The following is a 12,998-nucleotide window of genomic DNA, read 5'->3' as shown; positions in this document are numbered from 1 at the left end:
CGGTTTCATTCCGAGCCCCGTCATGTCTCTGCCCGTCTTGCCTTCATTCGCGGGCAGATCAGGATATCGGGCGGGTGCGGTTGAGCGACCAGTCATAATCGTCTTCGGCGATCCGCGGCGATGTCGAGAGATGTCGTTTGAGCGCCGGTTCCGCATAGGCCCTGAAATGGGCGACGAGGCCGGCATCGTTGCCGCCGAAATCCTCGATGAACCATTTGTAGATCGACGAAACCTTGAGCGCTCCCGACGGGAGGATGGTCACGCCGCGGGGATGGTTGATGAAGGCCCGCGCCCCGGCATCGAGATCAGCTTCGAGGGTTGCTGCGCGCCATGCCCGGTTCATCAGATTGGGACAGCCATAGGACGCGCAATTGACGATGTAATGGACGCGCGGATCCTTGAAGGTCGGGCGCATGATCGCATGCTCGATATCGTCAAGCGAGAGACGACGTCCTTCGACGGTCACCCGCGGCTGACGCCAGGGGCCGCTATAGGCCTTCGGATCGAGCCATGAATCGCTCTTGATGTCGCGGATCGAAGCGACAGGATAGCGATCAATGATGACCTTGAGCGTGATGGCATTGTAGAGATTGCCCCAGTAGGCCATGGCGTCGCCGCGCCCCATCGCGGAAGGACGGCGTTGCGCCATCTCGGCGATATAGGCATCCAGTGCTGCCCTATCAGCCGTATTGGCGCGCCAGGCCGCGTAATCGACACGGGTAATGCCATCCGGGCTCGGCTTCACATAGCGCCTCAGCAGACCATCGTAGGGTGCGTCGGGATCGGTCTGCGCCACAGCAAAGGTTCGCGGTGAAAGGACAAGCGCGACACCGAGGCCAAGGGCATGGCGGCGATCAAGGGTGAAGGCGTGGCGGGTCATCTGGGATGTCTCCGGAGCATTTCTTGGCGAGAGCGTCATCAGGTGGCTTGCCCGTTTCGGGCTTCGAACCGTTTCCGCAGGGGGATTGCTGCCAGCGACAGGGCTGCAAGCCCGAAAAGCCCGGCGATGATCTCCGGTGTCAGGATTGAGCCCGGTGTGATGGCGCCCCCCTGGTCAAGGACTGTGCCAAGGCCCGCCCCGGCGAGAGAGAACACGGCTGTCCCGGGAATGATGCCGAAGAAGGTGGTGATCACATAGGTCGGGATCTTCACGCCGACAAAGGCCGGCACGAGATTGACAAGGAAGAACGGAAACAGCGGCACGAGGCGCAGGACAAGGAGATAGGAACCGGCATTGCGACGGATGCCCTCAGCCAGCTTCGCAGCCGGGGCGCCGAATCGATCCAGTGCATTCTCGCCGAAAATCGCCTTGGCGAAGATGAAGATCACCGTTGCGCCAATCGTTGCTCCGGTCACCGTCAGCAGCGTGCCCAGTGCAGCGCCGAAGAGGAACCCGCCGGACAGGGTCAGGATAACGGCGCCCGGGAACGAGAACGCGACTGCAATCACATAGATCGCGATGTAGGACAGGCTCGCCAGAAGAAGGCTGCCTTGCACCCAGGCTGTGAGCGCTTCCCGATGCGTCCTCAGGGTCTCGAACGACAGATAGGAGGCCAGCCCCGACCAGCGCAGCAGGAGGAACGCGCCGATGGCGATCAGGGCCAGCCAGAGCCGGCGATCCTTGAGGAGGGAAGAGAGCGACATGATGGCCTCGTTCAGGGCAGGATGCGTTGGACAAGGCCGACGACGCGGCGGGTGAAAGTGCCGAAGAGCTTCGGCGTGTAATAACTGCCCGCGGCCCGTTTCGAGATTTCGGAGAGGGTTGGATAGGGGAGCACAGCCCCGGCGATCGCTCCGATTTTCAGCCCGGCGCTGATGGCCAGTGCCCAGGTGCCGATCAACTCGCCGGCCCGGGGGCCGACAATCGTCGCGCCGAGAATCTTGCCTTTCGGCCCGAGAACGACTTTGGCGAGACCCTCAGTTGCCCGTTCGGCCTGTGCCCGGTCATTCAAGGCAAAGGACCAGGTCAGGGTTTCAACGGCGTGGCCCGCCTTGCGGGCCTCGGCCTCGGTCAGCCCGGCATGGGCGAGTTCGGGATCCGTGTATGTGACCCAGGGCAAGGCGCGATAATCCACCTTGGCCGGCAGCCCGAACAAGGCGTTCCGGATGACAATTCCGGCGTGATAGCCGGCGATATGGGTGAATTGCGGGCCGCCGGCCACATCGCCGATGGCGAAGACCTTGCGGTTGCTGGTGATCAGCCGCGCATCGACGGTGATTCCCTTCGGCGATGCGGCGATACCTGCCTTGTCGAGTCCGAGGCTCTCGATATTCGGACGCCGCCCAGCCGCTACGAGGATATGCGTGCCGGACAGTGTCCGGCCAAACGGGCTGTCGGCATCCAGGGTCACGGTAACCGCGCCATCGTCCCGTCCGACCTCGCTGACGCCAAGGCCTTCGACAAGACGCACGCCGTCGCCGGAAAGCGATGCCCGCACGACCTCGACCGCCTCCGGCTCATCCCTCGAGAGGATCCCGAATTTCTCGATGACGGTCACTTCCGATCCCAGACGACGAAAGGATTGCGCCATCTCGATCCCGATCGGTCCACCACCAATCACGATCAGGTGGGCGGGACGTTCCTTCAGTTCGAAAACCGTTTCATTGGTGAGATAGCCAGCTTCCGCGAGGCCCGGGATCGGTGGTACGGCCGCCCGCGAGCCCGTCGCCACCACGAAGCGGCGGGCCTTGATCCGGCGGCCACCGGCCTCGACCGTTTCTCTATCGACAAACTGACCGGCGGCCTTGATGACCATGACGCCCAGGCCTTCGAACCGCTCGACGCTGTCATGCGGGGCGATCGCGCCGATGACGCCATGGACATGGTCGTGCACCTCGTGAAACCGGATTTCCGGTTCCGCGCCATGGATGCCAAACCGGCCCCCGATTCGATGGGTATGGGCTACATGGGCCGCTGCAATCAGGGCCTTTGACGGCACGCACCCCGTATTGAGGCAATCCCCGCCCATCTCGCCCTTTTCGATCAGGACAACGGATGCACCCATCTGGACGGCACCGGCTGCGACGGAAAGCCCTCCGGATCCTGCGCCCAGAATGCAAAGATCGGCATGAACGGTATCGCCGCGGATTTCCGGGCGCTTCGGCGGCAGCGATGGAGTGGTTGCACCGGCCATCAGGGTTCCTGTGAACTCGTGTTTCTTGCGAGTATATTCGTGTCTGGCGGAATTCCCGTTACAGCCAAAGCGCTTCACGCCTTTGTCAGGCAATCGTGAACGCGCTGGACATGGCTCCGCCGCTTTTGAGAAGCCGTGATCGAGAGAACGTGAATTGCGCGATACGCATGAGCCGGCATCGTTGCTGCCCAGGCAGGGAGAGGTCAATTCATGTCATTCAATCGCCGCGACCTTTTTGGCCTGGGCACCGGACTCGCTGTCTGCGCCAGCCATCCGGCTTGGGCCGAGGTCACGAAGCGCTACCATTCCGACTATTTTTCCTTTGTGGGATCGGATGCGGAGGGCTCGGTCTATCTTGCCCATGACAATAATCGCGGACAGACCGGTGACCAGTTTTTCGCCGATCACTGGATCATGATGTATGCCGAAGGCACAGGCATCGTGCCGATTGTCGGCAGCGCGCATTATCCCAATCCCGGGCGCGAACTTCTGATCATTCCCGATTCCGGGCATTTCCAGTTTCGGGGGACAATCGAGAGCGGCATCCGCATGTCCAGCGCAACCAACGGCATCGAGATGTCAGTCGACAGGCTGGTTCCGGTCCTGCGCCGGCAGACCGAGGATCGCGATTACTGGATCGGCGCTGCGCCGGCCATCCTGAACTGGCGCGGACGAACCTTGAAAGGGCGCGTTCTCTTCGAGTTCATCGCACAGACGGGATATAATCGCTTCACCAGCGATTTTGGCGCCAACTGGTCCAATTTCAACGGTCTCTACCTGATGACCGAGGATTACCACGACCTCTATATCCGCTATCACGAACGCATCCAGCCTGGGACGCCGCGTGAGAGCGGGATGGCCACATTCGAGGCGCCTGGTACGCTCTCCGCAATCGATTTTTCCATCAAGGAGACCCAGGCTTTGGCGGATCGCGACTACCGTTGGCCGACCCGATGGGAGATCGGCTTTCAACATGCCGGCGGGCAATGGCAGCTGGAAGCCTCGACGGTCCATCTCGAGGCTGTGGCGGATTGGACAAAGGGCGGCTTCGCCATGTCGGTGATCCAGGGCGAGGTCCGTCGAACGGATGGTTCCGGCAGGCGCAGGTTCAAGGGCTGGGCGGAGCTGCTGATCTGATCTGGTTTTCGCTGACGAGCGTCCAACGCTGCCGAAAGGGTGTGTGCCCGTGTTGTTCTTCCCTGCCGGTCGCAAAATGTCTGTAACAGAACTGACGGGTGTCGCGTATTTGGGAACGTAGCCAGATCAACAGAAGGTCCAACCGGTGCGGTTTGGCGTCAGATGCCTCCGGCTGGACAGATCCCGGTTTCACGGCGCTGAACGGCTACCTGGCGGAGGCAAGAATGATCGATGGGATCAGAACACCTGCCACGACGGAGCAACCGGTCGAGCTCGAACTCTGCCAGCCGAGCGCGCAGAAGGAGCCCGCCCTGAGCGTGATCATCCCGCTCGCGACAGGAGAAGTTCGCCCTGTCCGGCTGCTCGACAGCTTGCCTCCGAGCTTCGAGATCATTCTGGCCCGCGGCGGAACGCGCGCGTCCAGCATGAACCGTGCGGCGGCAATGGCTTCCGGAAAATATCTCTGGTTTGTGCATGCGGATACCATCCTGTCATCGGATGCGATCGAGGCGCTTCAGGCCTGCCTGCAAAAAGCGGAGGCCATCTACTATTTTGACCTCCGTTTCGACGGGAGCCCCCTTATGCGCCTGACCGAGCTGGGTGTGCATTTCCGGTCCCGGTGCTTCGGCATCCCGTTCGGTGATCAGGCACTCTGCCTTTCGCATGAGGCTTTCATGCGCCTCGGAGGCTATGATGAGCGGACATCAACGGGCGAAGATCATCTGCTGATCCAGAAGGCGCATCGCCTGGGCATGCCGGTTCGCCCGGTCGGCGTGACTGTCCTCACCAGCGCCCGGAAATACGCGCGGAACGGCTGGTTCCGAACGACATGGCACCACCTCCGCCTGACCTTCCGCCAGGCGCTCCTTCATCGGTAAAGATCCGGTCAGGCCGCGGCTTCAGCCTGCGGGACCTCGTCTTTCAAGGGCGCGGACCAAAGGAAGCCTGTCTCCTTGATCGGCTTGCCGGTTGCCATCCGCTCGCGCTCGGTCAGCACGTCGAGGCTTGGCCAAAGTCCGGTGCCCAGAGCCTCGCGATAACAGGCCGGCAGCCCCGCACGCGCCATCGCGGCCTGTGCCCCGGCAACATCATAGGCAAGTGCACGATGCTCGATCCTCAGCCCCGCCGGTTCCGGGATGAGCAGGCTGAACCAGACCCTCGCGGTGCCGTCATTGGCCGGCATACCGATCACGCCGGGGTTGTGCCAGAGGCGATGATCGATCCGGTCGGTGAACGGAAGACCTGAATGCCCGCCGATCACGCCGTCGCAACCGACATCCTCGAGGCTGGCTAGCTTTTCCGGCTCCGGCGTACCGGAAAAGACGAATGCATTGATGGACTTCGCCGAGCCATGGATGGCCGCGAATGTCCTGCCGCCGATATCGAGGTCGATGCGGCGCGGCAAGCCGGCGAGCCAAAGGCGCTGATCGGGGCGTACGACGCTGTTCGCATAGGAATACCAATCGGCGGAGAGGCGCGCGCAGGCGCTGTCCGGCTCGAACCCGCATCCGCAATCCGTGGCTCCGGCCCCGAGCTGCTCGTCGCAATTTCCCATCACGACGGCAATGCCGGCCTCGCGGATCCTGTCGATGGTTGCGACCGGATCACCGCAATAGGCAACGAGATCGCCAGTACACAGCATCCGCTCTGACGGGAACCCGAGCCGTTTTGCCTCGGCCAGCAGAGCCTCTGTCGCCTGAAGGTTGCTGTAGGGACCACCAAAGAGCAGCCAGGCCTTGTCGTTCATGAGAGCACCTCTTCCGTTCCCCCTGTTTTCGCAGGCCTCTGCTGTAACGTTACTGATCGGCAGACCGAAATCTCGCATAGGCCGACCTGCTCGAGCAGGGATGGCATCGTTCACGTCCGAGAACCTGACAAGCGAGAGCCTTCTCATGCTGAGCCGTCGATCCCTGATTCTGACAACCGGCGGCCTGCTGGCTGCACCGGCGATCCTCCGGGCACGGGAAACTCGCCTGCGTTTTGCCGTTGGCCCTTTTCAGCCAACACCGTCAGACACGCGGAAAGCCTTCGAGCCGTTCTTCAAGCATCTCGCCGATCGCCTTGGCCGACCCTATGACCTCGTGGTCACCAATGATTGGGCCGGGATTGCGATCGCGCTCGCCAATGGGCAGGCCGATCTCGCCTGGATGGGCCCGTGGGGCTATGTGCTCGCCCATCATCAGGGCGGCGCACAGGCAATCGCCACCGTCAAATATGATGGCCGCCCGTTCTATCACGCCATCATCCTCGGCCGTCCCGGCCTGACGATTCCCTCCTGGCCGGAGGGCGCGAAGGGATTGCGGATCTCGTTTGCGGATGTCGGCTCGACGTCAGGCTGGCTGATTCCGACCCATTATTTCCGGCAGCGGGGCATCGATCCGAAGACATTCTTCCAGTATCGCGACGGTGCCTCCCATCCGGCCAATGTGACGGCTGTCGCCAACGGGCAGGTGGACCTCGCGACCGATTTCGATCGCAACTTCAACAGCATGGCGGATCGTGGCCTCGTCAAGCGCGAGGAGGTCAGGATTGTCTGGACCTCCGACCCGCTGCCGAATGACCCGCTTGTGGTGCGCGCGGGCTTCGAACCAGCGATGACCGCGCGGATCCAGGACATCGTCACCGCGATCTCGGAGGAGGATGCCCGGACCATCATGGCCCCCCGCTATACGGGGTGGATCAAGGCCGGTCACAGCGCCTATGCCCTCATCGAAGCGGCCGGAATGGCCGTCGGCCGCCTGCAACCCAAGGCCTGAGGGCTGCTGTGGCCGATCGGATCGAGGACGTGGCCGTGGATCGGCCCCGGGATGGCAATAACACGGGACCAAGCGGAGCGACTGAACCCGGCCCTCGCCAGGCCCGGGCATTCCTGCCGCTGGTTGTTCTCGGCATCGCATTCTACCTGCTATGCCTTCACGTCTCGGAAGTCAGTCTTTCACGGCTCGTTGAAGGGCTGCCGCGCCTCTGGACATGGCTCGCGCGGTCCTGGCCGCCGGATCTGAGCGAACTGGACGTCCTCATCCGGCGCGGCCTTGAAACGGTCGCCATGGCCACAATCGGCGTTTCTTTCGGTGCGATCATTGCCGCGCCGATCTGCCTGCTCTCGGCCCGGAATATCGGCATCTCGCCGATTGCGGCCCTTCCTGCGCGCTGGCTCCTGAATGGCCTGCGCGGCATCGATTCCTTCGTCTTCGCCTTGATCTTCGTTGCTGCGGTCGGCCTTGGCCCCTTCGCCGGCGTTCTTGGCATTGCGGTCCATACGGCAGGATCGATCGCCAAGCTCTGGGCCGAGGCCATCGAAACCGCCGAGAACGGGCCCGTCGAAGCGGCACGGATGAGCGGGGCTGGCCGCCTCAAGGTGTTCTTCCATGCCCAGTTGCCGGATGTCCTGCCCCAGCTTGCCTCGATCCTTCTCTACATGTGGGAATTCAATGTGCGGGCCTCCACTGTCCTCGGCATTGTCGGGGCCGGGGGCATCGGACAGGAACTCAAGAACAGCGTCGATCTGCTGCTGTTTGACCGTGTGCTGACAATCCTTCTCGTCATTCTGGTGATGGTCACGCTTATCGATCAGCTGAGCGCCTGGCTTCGGCGGAGGCTTTCATGACGCCGGTTCTTGCTGTTGCGGGCCTCACGAAACGCTTCGGCGGGCTTGACGCCCTCGACAATGTCTCGTTTGACATTGCGGCCGGCGAATTTGTTGCTGTGCTGGGCCCCAGTGGCTCGGGGAAGTCCACGCTCTTCCGGTGCATCACACGATTGATCGAGCCGGATGCCGGTTCGATCGAAATCGATCGCGTTGCCTTTGGCTCTCTCAAGGGGCGAGCACTCCGGCAAGCCCGCGGCCGGATTGGCGTTGTCTTCCAGCAGTTCAACCTTGTCCGACGGCGAACGGCCCTGGCGAATGTGATGACAGGCGCTTTGCCACGTCTCCCGCTCTGGCGTATCGCTTCGGGGCTATACCCGGAAGGCCTCACGGCCAAAGCCGAAACAGCGCTCGCATCGGTCGGTCTCGCCAGCCAGCGATACCAGCGCGCCGATACCTTGTCCGGCGGGCAGCAACAGCGCGTTGCGATCGCTCGGGCCCTCATGCAGGAAACCCGCATCCTGCTTGCGGACGAACCTGTCGCCAGCCTTGATCCGCACGCCGCGCGGCTGGTTCTCGGTCTCATGCGCGAGATGGCAAAGTCGAAGGGGCTGGCCATCCTCTGTACGCTGCATCAGCCGGAACTCGCTGCCGAATTTGCCGACCGCATCCTGCTGATGCGTTCCGGCCGATTGGCCGCACCTGACGCGTAGCACTTCACGACGGGCTGATCGCCAACCGGGCAGAAAATCAGCCCTTGGTGGCACCACAGGCCGCCCCGCCGAGAACACAGAAGGTTGCGCAATAGCGGTGGTTCAGGGCGACGGGCGCGCTTGCCTCGGCGAGCGTATGTCCCAGTTCAAACCGGGGATCATAGGCAATCAGCGTGCAGGCCAGCACCGAGGGGCGATCCGCTCCGTTCCGACGGACAACCATTCGCGATGTTGCGCACATCACATCCTCAGGGCTCTTGTGCAGAATGCGCCAGCAGGCCTCGGTGATTTCGGGCGGATCGGCATCGGGGAGCATTTCCGGGAAGATGACGAGTTGCACCGGATCATCACAGTCGATGCCGATCCCTTCCTTCGCGAAGAGGTTGCGATAACCGGCACGGGCCACTTCGTCCGGTTCAGCGCCCAGACGCCGGCCCGCAATCTCGATCTGAAACCCTTCGCGGGAAAGGAACCGGAGCCCCTCCATCGCTTTCCGGAAAGAGCCCGTGCCCCGCTCCAGATCATGAATTTCGGCTCGGTGATCGTCCAGAGAAACCCGGAACCGGATCAACCCGCCATGCGCCTCGCGGATCTGTTTCAACGCCTTCTGAAAGCGCATCATCGGCCGCATCGCATTGGTGAGGACGAGAACCTCGAAACCGCGATTGAGGGTCTCCTCGAGGATCGCGATCATCTCACGGTTCATGAAGGGTTCGCCGCCCGTGAACCCGATCATCTTGACCGGCAGGTTCCCGGTGCGGATCTCGTCCAGATAGCTTCGAACATCGGCAAGGGAGAGATAGGCCAGCCGGTCGTTTTTCGGCGAACTCTCGATGTAGCAATTCTGGCAGGTAATGTTGCACAAGGTGCCGGTGTTGAACCAAAGGGTTTCCAACGCTTTCAGGCCGACCCGTGCCCGGCGTTCGCCCTTTGCTGTCAGAACGGGATCATCAAATTTGGCTCGGCCGAGCGTTCCAAGGTCCATGGCGTCACTTCCAGAATGCGGAGAGGTCTACATGGGTCATTTCGATCCTCGCGACCAGTTCGTTACATTGGCTTCTTGAGCCGGCTGGTTCCCTGGCATCAAGATCTCGGCTTTCTGCCGGCCGACGGGTTTGCCGTTCGTCCGGCAGAGCCACCGCGCAAGGGAGCCCCTTGCTGGCATTGTTCGGCAGCCCCTATGCTTCAGCCAAGGTTGTGGCCTGGCTCTTCCGCAGGCCGATCCACTGCGCCTCGGCGAAGCCCGCAACGACAAGGGCCTGCGCGATGATGAAGGCGGTGCCGAGGGTGGTGGGCGATACCCAGCCCCCGACCAACAAGAGGACGCTTTCAACGGCCCAGACCATATTGGCGAGAATGATGGCCCATATCATCCCCTTCGAAACCACGACGCGTGTGCCGATATAGCCCACGAAGGCGCCATAAGGCAGCAGGAAGAGACCGGCGTAGCGCAGCAATGGCTCCGGCAAACCAAAGACGTCGGTGAGAAAGCCGGCTCCGCCGGCAAGGAGCAAGCCGGTCCCGCCGCTGGCCAGGGCATCACCGACCAACGCAAACCGCAGAAATGGTGAGGGAGTCATGGAAATGGGCATCGGCCTCTCCTGTGCTGGATCTATGGACAGGACGATGCGCGTTTCGGCAGTGCCCGTCGATTAAGCCGGAGGTAATTGGCCAGGCGCTCCTGCCGGTCTATGCTGCAATCATGAATGCGTCGATCGCCGCTGCCGAACAATCCATTGGCAATCACATACGCAATTGGCGCCAGCGCCGCCGGCTCAGCCAGCTGGCCTTCGCACTCGATGCGAATATCAGCCAGAAGCATCTGAGCTTTATCGAAAGCGGCAGGTCATTACCGAGCCGCGAGATGGTGTTGCGTCTGGCAGAGCACCTGAAGGTGCCCCTCCGGGAGCGCAACCTGATGCTGCTCGCGGCTGGCTATGCACCGGTCTTTCCGGAGCGCAGGCTGGATGATCCAGCGCTCAGGGCGGCGCGGTCAGCCATTGATCTCGTCCTGAAGGCTCACGAGCCGTTTCCGGCAATTGCCATCGACAGGCACTGGACACTCGTCGCCGCCAATGCAGCGGTTCCGAAGTTGCTCGAGATGGTCGCCGACAAGAGTCTCCTCGAGCAGCCTGTCAACGTGCTCCGGCTGAGCCTCGCCCCGGGAGGCCTCGCCCCGCATATTGTCAATTTTCCCGAATGGCGCATGCATCTGCTGGCGCGACTGCGCCATCAGATCGAAATCACAGCCGATCCGAAGCTCGAGTTGTTGATGAGGGACTTGCAATCCTGTCCTTTGCCGACCAGCCAGGCGAACAAAAACGTGCCCGTCCCGGATCATTCCAACATCGTGGTGCCTTTCTGTCTGAATACTGCCCGGGGCATCCTTTCGTTCCTGTCGACCACAACTGTCTTCGGTACACCTGTGGACATCACGCTTTCAGAACTTGCGCTGGAGGTGTTCTTTCCGGCGGACAAGGCGACTGCCGAGGCGTTGCACGCCATCACTGCGTAAACGTCCTCGTGTTCCCAACGCACAGGAAGGGGCCGGGCGCTGACGTTTGCCTCGTGTATCCGGGCAACCGTCATCATCGCGAGGCGGATGATCGCGGACGAAGTCTTGGAATAGCGGAAGTCATGCGCGTTGCTCAGGCGGTCTGGCTGGCCGCCTGCTCGGGTAGCGGCGAGCGGCCTCTCCTCTGGCAGCGCCTTCCGGAACGCTTGGAAGCGGGTGTAAAAATTATAAATCGACAAATATAGATGTATCAATCTTTTGTCTTGTCTATCATATTTTCTTTGCTTGCTAATAATATTCCCAAATATTTTTGAAAATATACAATCGCTAAAACCAAAATATATTTTATTGTTATTTTTTTGATACGTGAATTTTGCTTCAAATTCACATTTTTATGTAACTTTGCAATCGTAGATAAAATGGAGATTTCGATATGTCGAATGATCGTGACGTTGAAATGACACTCCCTGTTGCCGAATTTGTTGCAAAGTTGCGTGAGCTGGCTGACACCCTCGAACAGGGCGGTGATTTTTCCGTGGATGTCGAAGGCGAGACCGTGACGGTCGCGAAATCGGCAATCCTTTCGATCGAGCATGAACGCGAAGATGGCCGCGAGGAGCTGGAGTTCCAGCTTTCCTGGGAAACCGACGCCGATGATGAAGATGGCGACGAGGACGAGGAAGAAGCCGAAGGCGTTGATGACGAGGACGAGGCGGAAGCCTCGGACAAGTCGGAAGCCGCGGCCTGACCGGCTTCAGAACCAAGGTACTTCCCGTCCAGTTGCAAATCAGCGCGTCGGCATGTTCATGCCGACGCGCTTCTGTTTCACGAACCGCCGTTGGTGCGCGCCGCGCCGGCACGGCTCCGCAAGGCTGCCAGAGCGCGCGACAGGAGAGACCAGAGCGGCGATACGATCCGCGCGGCAACCGGCATCAAGGCAAGCCCGAGGGCGAGGCCAAACACACCTGCAGACACGGCCTCGCCAAGCCAGGCCATGAACCCGGGAAGTGCGGGAATCCATCCCGCTGCGATCGCGCCCGCATCGTGAAGCCAGTGGGCAAGCCGGCCCAGACCAAATTGCTCGAGACCGTGAATGAAGATGCCACCGCCCACCCAGAGCATGGCCAGGGTCCCCGCAAGGCCCAGGCCGACCAGAAACTTCGGTGTCCCTCGGACCAGCAGGCGACCGACGCCGCGCATCACGGCGCCTCGGGTTCCGGATGCCGGGCTGCGGGCAAGCAAGAGCCCGATATCATCCAGCTTCACGATGAGGGCAACTACCCCATAGACCGCCACGGTGATACCGATACCGACAATGGCAAGCACTGCCGCCTGAGTTTGGATGTCCTTCGCGGGTATCGAACCCAGCGTGATGACCATGATTTCGGCGGAGAGAATGAAATCGGTCTTGATGGCCCCTGCGATTTTCTGCTGTTCAAGCGTGCCGGGATCGACGTCGACCGGCGCAAGTTCGGACTCATGGTGGTGTGCTGCGTGAGGAAAGGCGAGTCCGAAGACCTTCTCTGCGCCCTCGTAGCACAGATAGGCTCCGCCGATCATGAGAAGCGGCGTGATCGCCCAGGGCGCGAGAGAACTCAACAGCAGGGCGGCGGGCAAGAGAATGATGAGTTTGTTCTTCAGTGAGCCCACGGCGATCTGCCGGATGATCGGCAGTTCCCGCGCCGGCGAGAATCCCGTCACGTAGCCGGGGGTCACCGCGGCATCGTCGATCACCACGCCTGCGGCCTTTCCGCCAGCCTGTGCCGCCTGCGTCGCCACATCGTCAAGGGATGCTGCCGCTACCTTGGCGATGGCTGCAATGTCATCGAGGAGTGCGATCAATCCGATGCTCATGGCCAAATCCTTCGCGCCAAATGATCCCCATTCGCTGAAAAGGCCGCGCTATCCGCGCG

General features: G+C 61.5%; 14 protein-coding genes. 7 read left to right on the top strand and 7 right to left on the bottom strand.

Annotated features, from left to right (window positions below; all coding sequences use genetic code 11):
- Window positions 1-58: 58 nt before the first annotated feature.
- From P0652_RS17025 to P0652_RS17015, 3 genes are read right to left on the bottom strand one after another with little or no spacing between them, the layout of a single operon-like run.
- A complete protein-coding gene (locus P0652_RS17025; protein WP_284180067.1) occupies window positions 59-880 on the bottom strand; it encodes a DUF547 domain-containing protein in 822 nt (273 codons plus the stop codon).
- Window positions 881-918: 38 nt separating this feature from the next.
- Window positions 919-1,644, bottom strand: a complete 726-nt coding sequence (locus tag P0652_RS17020) for a TVP38/TMEM64 family protein (RefSeq protein ID WP_284180066.1) — start codon at window positions 1,642-1,644, stop codon at window positions 919-921.
- A gap of 11 nt (window positions 1,645-1,655) precedes the next feature.
- Window positions 1,656-3,134: a dihydrolipoyl dehydrogenase family protein gene (locus P0652_RS17015; RefSeq protein WP_284180065.1), complete on the bottom strand. Its 1,479-nt coding sequence runs from the start codon at window positions 3,132-3,134 to the stop codon at window positions 1,656-1,658.
- Between the two features lie 210 nt (window positions 3,135-3,344).
- On the opposite strand from P0652_RS17015, the gene P0652_RS17010 reads away from it, so the two are divergent.
- Both P0652_RS17010 and P0652_RS17005 read left to right on the top strand, forming a co-directional pair.
- A complete protein-coding gene (locus P0652_RS17010; RefSeq protein ID WP_284180064.1) occupies window positions 3,345-4,271 on the top strand; it encodes a hypothetical protein in 927 nt (308 codons plus the stop codon).
- A gap of 224 nt (window positions 4,272-4,495) precedes the next feature.
- The gene (locus P0652_RS17005) at window positions 4,496-5,149 is read left to right on the top strand and encodes a glycosyltransferase (protein ID WP_284180063.1); all 654 of its coding nucleotides are present in this window, start codon (window positions 4,496-4,498) and stop codon (window positions 5,147-5,149) included.
- 8 nt (window positions 5,150-5,157) lie between these two features.
- Here the strand turns inward: P0652_RS17005 and P0652_RS17000 are convergent, their stop codons facing one another.
- Window positions 5,158-6,018, bottom strand: a complete 861-nt coding sequence (locus tag P0652_RS17000) for a metallophosphoesterase family protein (protein ID WP_284180062.1) — start codon at window positions 6,016-6,018, stop codon at window positions 5,158-5,160.
- Between the two features lie 100 nt (window positions 6,019-6,118).
- Between P0652_RS17000 and P0652_RS16995 the strand changes: the two genes are divergently transcribed.
- The 3 genes from P0652_RS16995 to P0652_RS16985 are packed head-to-tail and all read left to right on the top strand — an operon-like array spanning window position 6,119 to window position 8,570.
- A complete protein-coding gene (locus P0652_RS16995) occupies window positions 6,119-7,027 on the top strand; it encodes a phosphate/phosphite/phosphonate ABC transporter substrate-binding protein (RefSeq protein WP_284180061.1) in 909 nt (302 codons plus the stop codon).
- Between the two features lie 35 nt (window positions 7,028-7,062).
- Entirely contained in the window at window positions 7,063-7,878 is an 816-nt protein-coding gene (gene phnE / locus P0652_RS16990; protein ID WP_284180060.1) for a phosphonate ABC transporter, permease protein PhnE, read from the top strand.
- Window positions 7,875-8,570 carry a phosphonate ABC transporter ATP-binding protein gene (locus P0652_RS16985; RefSeq protein WP_284180059.1) on the top strand — a complete coding sequence of 232 codons (696 nt, stop codon included), beginning with the start codon at window positions 7,875-7,877 and terminating at the stop codon, window positions 8,568-8,570. The genes phnE and P0652_RS16985 overlap by 4 nt, the downstream gene beginning before the upstream one ends.
- 37 nt (window positions 8,571-8,607) lie before the next feature.
- Here the strand turns inward: P0652_RS16985 and P0652_RS16980 are convergent, their stop codons facing one another.
- Both P0652_RS16980 and P0652_RS16975 read right to left on the bottom strand, forming a co-directional pair.
- Window positions 8,608-9,555, bottom strand: coding sequence for a radical SAM protein (locus P0652_RS16980; protein ID WP_284180058.1), 948 nt, complete (start codon window positions 9,553-9,555; stop codon window positions 8,608-8,610).
- 193 nt (window positions 9,556-9,748) lie between these two features.
- Window positions 9,749-10,162 carry a hypothetical protein gene (locus P0652_RS16975; protein ID WP_284180057.1) on the bottom strand — a complete coding sequence of 138 codons (414 nt, stop codon included), beginning with the start codon at window positions 10,160-10,162 and terminating at the stop codon, window positions 9,749-9,751.
- Window positions 10,163-10,284: 122 nt separating this feature from the next.
- Between P0652_RS16975 and P0652_RS16970 the strand changes: the two genes are divergently transcribed.
- Both P0652_RS16970 and P0652_RS16965 read left to right on the top strand, forming a co-directional pair.
- A complete protein-coding gene (locus P0652_RS16970; protein WP_502947547.1) occupies window positions 10,285-11,085 on the top strand; it encodes a helix-turn-helix domain-containing protein in 801 nt (266 codons plus the stop codon).
- 457 nt (window positions 11,086-11,542) lie between these two features.
- The gene (locus P0652_RS16965; protein WP_284180055.1) at window positions 11,543-11,833 is read left to right on the top strand and encodes an amphi-Trp domain-containing protein; all 291 of its coding nucleotides are present in this window, start codon (window positions 11,543-11,545) and stop codon (window positions 11,831-11,833) included.
- 77 nt (window positions 11,834-11,910) lie between these two features.
- Here P0652_RS16965 and P0652_RS16960 read toward each other — a convergent pair whose 3' ends face one another.
- A complete protein-coding gene (locus P0652_RS16960; protein ID WP_284180054.1) occupies window positions 11,911-12,939 on the bottom strand; it encodes a DUF808 domain-containing protein in 1,029 nt (342 codons plus the stop codon).
- Window positions 12,940-12,998: the final 59 nt, after the last annotated feature.

This window comes from Rhabdaerophilum sp. SD176 (assembly GCF_030143245.1).
Classification (GTDB): domain Bacteria; phylum Pseudomonadota; class Alphaproteobacteria; order Rhizobiales; family Beijerinckiaceae; genus Rhabdaerophilum.
The sequence above is the reverse complement of the archived record's forward strand: the minus strand, read 5'-3'. Positions and strand labels throughout refer to the sequence as shown.

What these genes read in the sequence shown, in the direction of transcription:
- P0652_RS17025 (WP_284180067.1), bottom strand. Translation starts at nt 880, where the DNA reads ATGACCCGCCACGCCTTCACCCTTGATCGCCGCCATGCCCTTGGCCTC.
- P0652_RS16980 (WP_284180058.1), bottom strand. Translation starts at nt 9,555, where the DNA reads ATGGACCTTGGAACGCTCGGCCGAGCCAAATTTGATGATCCCGTTCTG.
- P0652_RS16960 (WP_284180054.1), bottom strand. Translation starts at nt 12,939, where the DNA reads ATGAGCATCGGATTGATCGCACTCCTCGATGACATTGCAGCCATCGCC.
- P0652_RS16995 (WP_284180061.1), top strand. Translation starts at nt 6,119, where the DNA reads ATGGCATCGTTCACGTCCGAGAACCTGACAAGCGAGAGCCTTCTCATG.
- P0652_RS16975 (WP_284180057.1), bottom strand. Translation starts at nt 10,162, where the DNA reads ATGCCCATTTCCATGACTCCCTCACCATTTCTGCGGTTTGCGTTGGTC.
- P0652_RS17015 (WP_284180065.1), bottom strand. Translation starts at nt 3,134, where the DNA reads ATGGCCGGTGCAACCACTCCATCGCTGCCGCCGAAGCGCCCGGAAATC.
- P0652_RS17010 (WP_284180064.1), top strand. Translation starts at nt 3,345, where the DNA reads ATGTCATTCAATCGCCGCGACCTTTTTGGCCTGGGCACCGGACTCGCT.
- P0652_RS16985 (WP_284180059.1), top strand. Translation starts at nt 7,875, where the DNA reads ATGACGCCGGTTCTTGCTGTTGCGGGCCTCACGAAACGCTTCGGCGGG.
- P0652_RS17005 (WP_284180063.1), top strand. Translation starts at nt 4,496, where the DNA reads ATGATCGATGGGATCAGAACACCTGCCACGACGGAGCAACCGGTCGAG.
- P0652_RS17000 (WP_284180062.1), bottom strand. Translation starts at nt 6,018, where the DNA reads ATGAACGACAAGGCCTGGCTGCTCTTTGGTGGTCCCTACAGCAACCTT.
- P0652_RS17020 (WP_284180066.1), bottom strand. Translation starts at nt 1,644, where the DNA reads ATGTCGCTCTCTTCCCTCCTCAAGGATCGCCGGCTCTGGCTGGCCCTG.
- P0652_RS16965 (WP_284180055.1), top strand. Translation starts at nt 11,543, where the DNA reads ATGACACTCCCTGTTGCCGAATTTGTTGCAAAGTTGCGTGAGCTGGCT.